Below are 6,000 nucleotides of genomic sequence, written 5' to 3'. Positions count from 1 at the left end.
TCTTTTTGGAGTTATTGCCGTTGCTTTTCCATGGCAATTTCCCCATGTTGCCCGGATTTATTTCTTCAACGACGCCAGCAGGAATACCTGAATATAATCCCAGCATCCAGACCATAAATACCGCTAAACAGCTTGCGAAGAATTTCACCTATACCCGCACCGCTTCGCATCTTTACCCTATTGAAGGGCTGTTTTTAATGGGTAGCGTCGGCAGTATCGCTTTTTCCAAAACCAGCGACATGGATATCTGGTTATGCCATCAATCCAATCTGTCGCTCAATGCCATTGATGAATTGCAAAAAAAAGCTACGGCCATAGAAAACTGGGCGGCATCGCTGGGGCTGGAGGTGCATTTTTTCCTAATGGACAGCAGGCAATTCCTGCTCGGCGAAAATACTCCGATTTCTACAGAAAGCAGCGGCCAAACCCAGCATTATCTATTGCTTGAAGAGTTTTACCGGACAGCCATTTATATTGCCGGAAAAAGCCCTGCCTGGTGGCTGGTTCCCCCTCATGAAGAAAGCAACTACACGGGCTATATCAAACATTTAATAGATAACTTATTCATTCCCGAACATGAGTTTATCGATTTTGGCGGCTTTGATGCGGTTCCAGCTGAAGAATTTATCAGCGCCACTCTTTGGCATCTTTATAAAGCGCTGCATTCACCGCACAAATCGCTGTTGAAACTGCTATTAATGGAATGCTATGCCAGCGAATATCCTCAAACTGAATGGCTGTGCCAGGACATAAAAAAGTCCGTTTATCAGGGCAATTACATGACGGTCGATCTTGATCCGTACTTGCTCATTTATCAAAAAGTCGAAAAATATCTGCAAAAAGCTCACAGCCATGGAAGATTGGCCTTGGCTCGTCAATGCTTTTATTTAAAGGTGATGGGGGCATCCGATAACACTATGGACTCTCGAACAAGGACGCTCAGGGAAACCTATATGCAATCTATTGCTAAAAACCAGAACTGGTCCACATCCACTATTGATAACTTTAAATATCAGCGGCTCTGGAATATAAAAAAAGCAACGTCCGAACATGCCGTTATTGTGCAGCAACTGACCCACTGTTATCGCATGATCATGGGATTCGCCAGAGATCATGTAGCCCAGAACCAGGAAAGCAGTAATGACCTGAAGTTAATCGGCAGAAAGCTTCATTCTTTTTTGGAAAAAAAGCCAGGCAAGATTGAAATCATCACTACGCGCGCTGACGTCCATACAAAAGAAACCACATTATCTATCGTAGAAAATCGCCTTCCGGGCGGAAACGATAGCTGGACCTTATACCTGAAAAGCGTACAGGCGACTAACACTGCGGATTTTGAGCCTATACAAAAAAGCCGGACTTTAATCGAGATCCTTTGCTGGCTAATCATCAACGGCCTCTATAACAAACACTTACAGCTCCAGTTCAGTTCGCATTCACTCGAAATATTGAATGAAGAGCTGCATTCCATCCTGTTCCAAATCAATCTTTTCTTAACCCGAAATTTTAATGATGACCCTTCGCTGGAGACTTACCAAACTCTCAAGACACAGCTTAATTCGCTGCTTATTGTCAATATGGGTATATCGGATGGCGATAACCTGTGCGTTATGAGCGAACGTTCTGATGCGTTGAGCTACGGCATGGGTCGCCAGTGTTTTATCCAAACCATAGACAGGGTTTCACTGTCCAGCTGGGGTGAAATCACAACCAGTCAGACCGAGGGCGCGGAAGGGCTGTTTAACTGCCTAACGGATATCATCAATAACAGCAAAAAGCCGCTGTCTTTAAACGACCTGAAACTTATTTGTCACACTCCGGCTCGAGCCAAAGGCATTCTCCTCCGTATTGAGGTGGTGTTCAGCACCTTGGTTAAACTTTTTGCCAAACAACATCACAATCACTCACCGCGTTATATTTTACCGGGCGGAGCTTCGTTTTATGTCTTTCAGTCTGTAAATAAGGTATTAAGTTACAAAGAAATAAAAACAAAAAAACTACTATTAAACGAATTAGCCAGCCCCCAGGAACAGTTCAGTCCTATTCATTTTGATCCAGCCGTACTCGAAAACACGCCCATCCACCTTATTTACGCCGTAAATAAGCCCCAGGTAATTCAGTTTTTTTACCATGAAGGCAAGGCGGACACGCGCGTCTTTATTGTTGATGAAAAAGGAGCCTTGTACACGCAGATACATAGCAAAGCAAACTCTAGCCATCTGCTAAAGCAATATTCCACTTTTTTAGAATCGCTTATAAACCGCAATCTTTTTGAAACGCTTCTGACTATTGAATATTACGAAATCAAGAAAAGCCCAGCAGGCGTTTATTCTTACAATCCGGTGCAACTGAAGACGGCGTCTTCAAATCAGGAATTAAGTTTACGCATCGCTGGGGAAGATACCCCAAAGGGCATTATCTATTCAATCTACTGCAATGAAAAAGAATTTTCCTCGCTAGATCACGGCAATCAGGTTTTTTATGCCGTATATCAACATATACTTCAATTTAGAAACAGCAACATTAGTTATCCGATTCATATTACCGATATTGACTTGCCGCTTTCTGCATTCCACATCGATAGCCCGGAAAAACTACAGACCATCCACTATTTAAAATATAAACAAAAAATAGAAGATAAATTCAATGTTTAATCTCATCCGGCATTTTCTGTTTGCTCGTTGAATCGAATCGCCTGACTAGAGTAGTGCATCAATTTCAGCATTTGCAAAGAACCTCTCCCCTTCTACCAGCGCTTTTTAAATCTTATAAAATTGCGCACAAATGACACGAATTTTGGTCGGGTCACGATGAGCTTACGCTCGGTAAATTCCAATCACTTCTACTATTAAAGCACTTGGAAACTTGTCCGGATTAGCCTTCAATATCAGCACTGAAACGCTATGTCCGACATAGCGTGAAAACGGGCTTTGTGCTTCAGCATCGCCTTGTCATGCTTAATTATATACTCTACCAGGAATAAAAAGGCTGTGAAATGGCCCCGAAGCAAATGGCAGGCTCCACGGAACCGATAACCTCGAGGTTCTCCACAATACAAAGAAAAACAAGGAGTATTGGTTTTACATAATTTTCGATTTTAATCTTTAAATCCAGCAGTGCATTATCTCTTCTTGGCTTCAGGCCAAACCCTGAACATGGACAATCGCTGGCAATTATTTGTTTTTGTAGCGGCACTAATATCCGCAGCAGCTGTTTTACGTCAATAGACTAATCACCCTAAATTTTGATATAATTAGGCGGTTTCTCGGAAACCTGAGGGTTATCCGTTTTTGTAAGTTTCATTTCATCACTCTGGAGAAAATCTATGCCAATTAAAGTTGCAATCAATGGCTATGGCCGTATTGGACGTAATATTGTTCGCGCATTATACGAAGCAGGCCGTACTAATGAAATTCAAATTGTTGCAATTAATGATTTAGGCGACGCAGCAACGAATGCACATCTGACTCAATATGACTCAGTGCATGGAAAATTTCCTTTCGAAGTAAGTGTTGATGGCGACTGCATCGTTATCAACGGCGATAGAATTAAAGTTTTCTCAGAAAGAGACCCATCAAAACTGCCATGGGCAGAACTGGGCATTGACGCAGTTCACGAATGCACTGGCTTATTCACCAGCAAAGCCAAAGCATCTGCTCATATTACTGCTGGCGCAAAAAAAGTTATCATTTCTGCGCCCGGCGGCAACGATGTTGATGCGACTATCGTTTACGGCGTAAACCATAATGTTTTGAAAGCATCAGATACTGTCATTTCTAATGCGTCATGCACAACGAACTGCTTGGCACCATTAGTTAAGCCTTTACACGATGCCATCGGCATTGAGAAAGGCTCAATGACCACGATTCACTCGTACACCAATGACCAAGTTCTGACTGACGTCTATCACAGCGATTTACGTCGTGCCCGCTCAGCCACACAATCAATGATTCCTACAAAAACAGGCGCAGCTGCGGCTGTTGGTTTGGTATTGCCCGAACTGAATGGAAAACTGGATGGCTTCGCGATGCGTGTACCAACTATCAACGTTTCCGTTGTCGATTTTACCTTTGAAGCTTCTAAAAAAACCAGCAAGGAAGAGGTTGATCAAATCCTGAAAACTGCATCCGAAGGCCCATTAAAAGGCATTCTTGAAATTAACACCTTACCACTGGTTTCAATGGACTTTAATCATAATCCTGCATCGTCAATTTACGAAGCATCGCTGACTAAAGTTATGGATGGCAACCTTGTAAAAGTCTTATCCTGGTATGACAACGAATGGGGCTTTTCAAACCGTATGCTGGATACGACAATTGCTTTAGTCAACGCAAAATAACGGATTCCCCACATAAAATGTTAAGAAGAACCAAAATTTTAGCAACACTGGGCCCCGCTACGGATAAGCCCGGTGTACTTGAAGGCATGTTTGCAGCAGGCCTTGACTTTGTTCGCATGAACTTTTCACATGGCTCTGCTCAAGACCACATCAACAGAGCCAACGCCGTTCGTGAACTTAGCAAAAAAACCGGCAGATTAGTTGGCATTTTGGGCGATTTACAAGGCCCTAAAATCCGCATTGCCCGCTTTAAAGATACCAAAGTGTTTTTAAATGAAGGACAAGATTTTGCGCTGGATATCAATCTTGACCCTATGGCTGGCGATAACACTCAAGTTGGCATCACTTACGAACCGTTGGCTCTTGAAGTCAAACCCGGCAGCAGACTGTTACTGGATGACGGCCGAATTGTACTTGATGTAGTCAATGTTAAAGATATGCGTGTTAACTGTACCGTTATCGTTGGCGGCGACCTATCCAATAATAAAGGCATTAACCTGTTAGGTGGAGGCCTTTCTGCCGCCGCGCTAACTGACAAGGACAAGGAAGACATCAAAACAATAGCGCAAATAAAATGCGACTATGTAGCGATCTCCTTTCCCCGCACAGCAGAAGATCTTCATGAAGCACGCCGCTTGTTACTTGCCGAGGGCTGTCATGCCGGCATCGTGTCTAAAGTTGAGCGAGCCGAAGCCTTGGATGTTATTGACGAAATCATCTTGGCATCGGATGCCGTCATGGTTGCTCGCGGCGACCTCGGCGTTGAAATTGGCGACGCCAATCTACCTGCCGTGCAAAAAATGCTGATCAAGCGCACCAGAGAACTCAACCGTGTTGCTATTACCGCTACACAAATGATGGAATCAATGATCGATAATCCGATTCCTACTCGTGCCGAAGTATTTGATGTCGCCAATGCAGTATACGATGGCACCGATGTTATTATGCTTTCTGCTGAAACCGCATCTGGCAAGTACCCAATTAAAGCAATTGAGGCAATGGATCGCGTTTGTATTGAAGCCGAAAAGCAACCTAAAGTTCGTGTTTCCGGACATCGTGTTGAGCTTCAATTTGAGCGCGTCGACGAAGCCATTGCAATGTCTGCCATGTATTTAGCTAACCACTCCAAGATTCATGGTATTGCTGCACTTACCGAGTCAGGCTCTACAACATTATGGATGTCCAGAATCAGTTCCGGCATTCCAATCTTTGCACTCAGTCCTCGACAAGAAACACTTGGTAAAGTCACTTTATACCGCGGTGTCTTTCCAGTGCTTTTCAATCATGATCAAAACGATCATGTTGAAGTAAACAAAGCTATCATTGCAGAATTGAAGAAACGCGGAGTTGCCGTGGACGGCGACACATTCATTATTACTCAAGGTGATCTGAAAGGAATACCGGGCGGCACTAACGCTTTAAAAGTTATCACTATTGGACAAGACTAACTCCTTAGAAGCTTTTTGGCTAACTACTCGACTAGCCTTAATCCAAGCCCGAAATCGCGTTTACAAAGAGGATAACATCCTAATTAATAGCCTGGAAGCTTTTGCTTTTCAGGCTATTTTTTTAACAAAAATTTTCGACCTACTCAAAAGTAAAATTGACACCAGTAGCAAAGCTTTTCTGACATAGTTGTTTAGCAAACTCTGAATAAGATT

The 6,000-nt window shown here is 43.2% G+C and carries 3 protein-coding genes; all 3 read left to right on the top strand.

Going from position 1 to position 6,000, the window contains the following annotated elements; all coding sequences use genetic code 11:
* The coding region (locus M0R47_RS04390) for a class I adenylate cyclase (protein WP_292550840.1) at positions 1–2,654 on the top strand (2,654 nt) is incomplete at its 5' end.
* Between the two features lie 671 nt (positions 2,655–3,325).
* On the top strand, positions 3,326–4,339 hold the full coding sequence (gap, locus tag M0R47_RS04385; protein WP_292550837.1) for a type I glyceraldehyde-3-phosphate dehydrogenase: 1,014 nt from the start codon (positions 3,326–3,328) through the stop codon (positions 4,337–4,339).
* 17 nt (positions 4,340–4,356) lie between these two features.
* The gene (gene pyk, locus M0R47_RS04380) at positions 4,357–5,787 is read left to right on the top strand and encodes a pyruvate kinase (RefSeq protein WP_292550834.1); all 1,431 of its coding nucleotides are present in this window, start codon (positions 4,357–4,359) and stop codon (positions 5,785–5,787) included.
* Positions 5,788–6,000: the final 213 nt, after the last annotated feature.

The organism is Methylobacter sp. (assembly GCF_023227905.1).
Lineage (GTDB): Bacteria > Pseudomonadota > Gammaproteobacteria > Methylococcales > Methylomonadaceae > Methylobacter_A.
Note: the sequence above shows the minus strand (reverse complement) of the source record. Positions and strands in the feature narration are given on the sequence as shown.

What these genes read in the sequence shown, in the direction of transcription:
- gap (WP_292550837.1), top strand. Translation starts at nt 3,326, where the DNA reads ATGCCAATTAAAGTTGCAATCAATGGCTATGGCCGTATTGGACGTAAT.
- pyk (WP_292550834.1), top strand. Translation starts at nt 4,357, where the DNA reads ATGTTAAGAAGAACCAAAATTTTAGCAACACTGGGCCCCGCTACGGAT.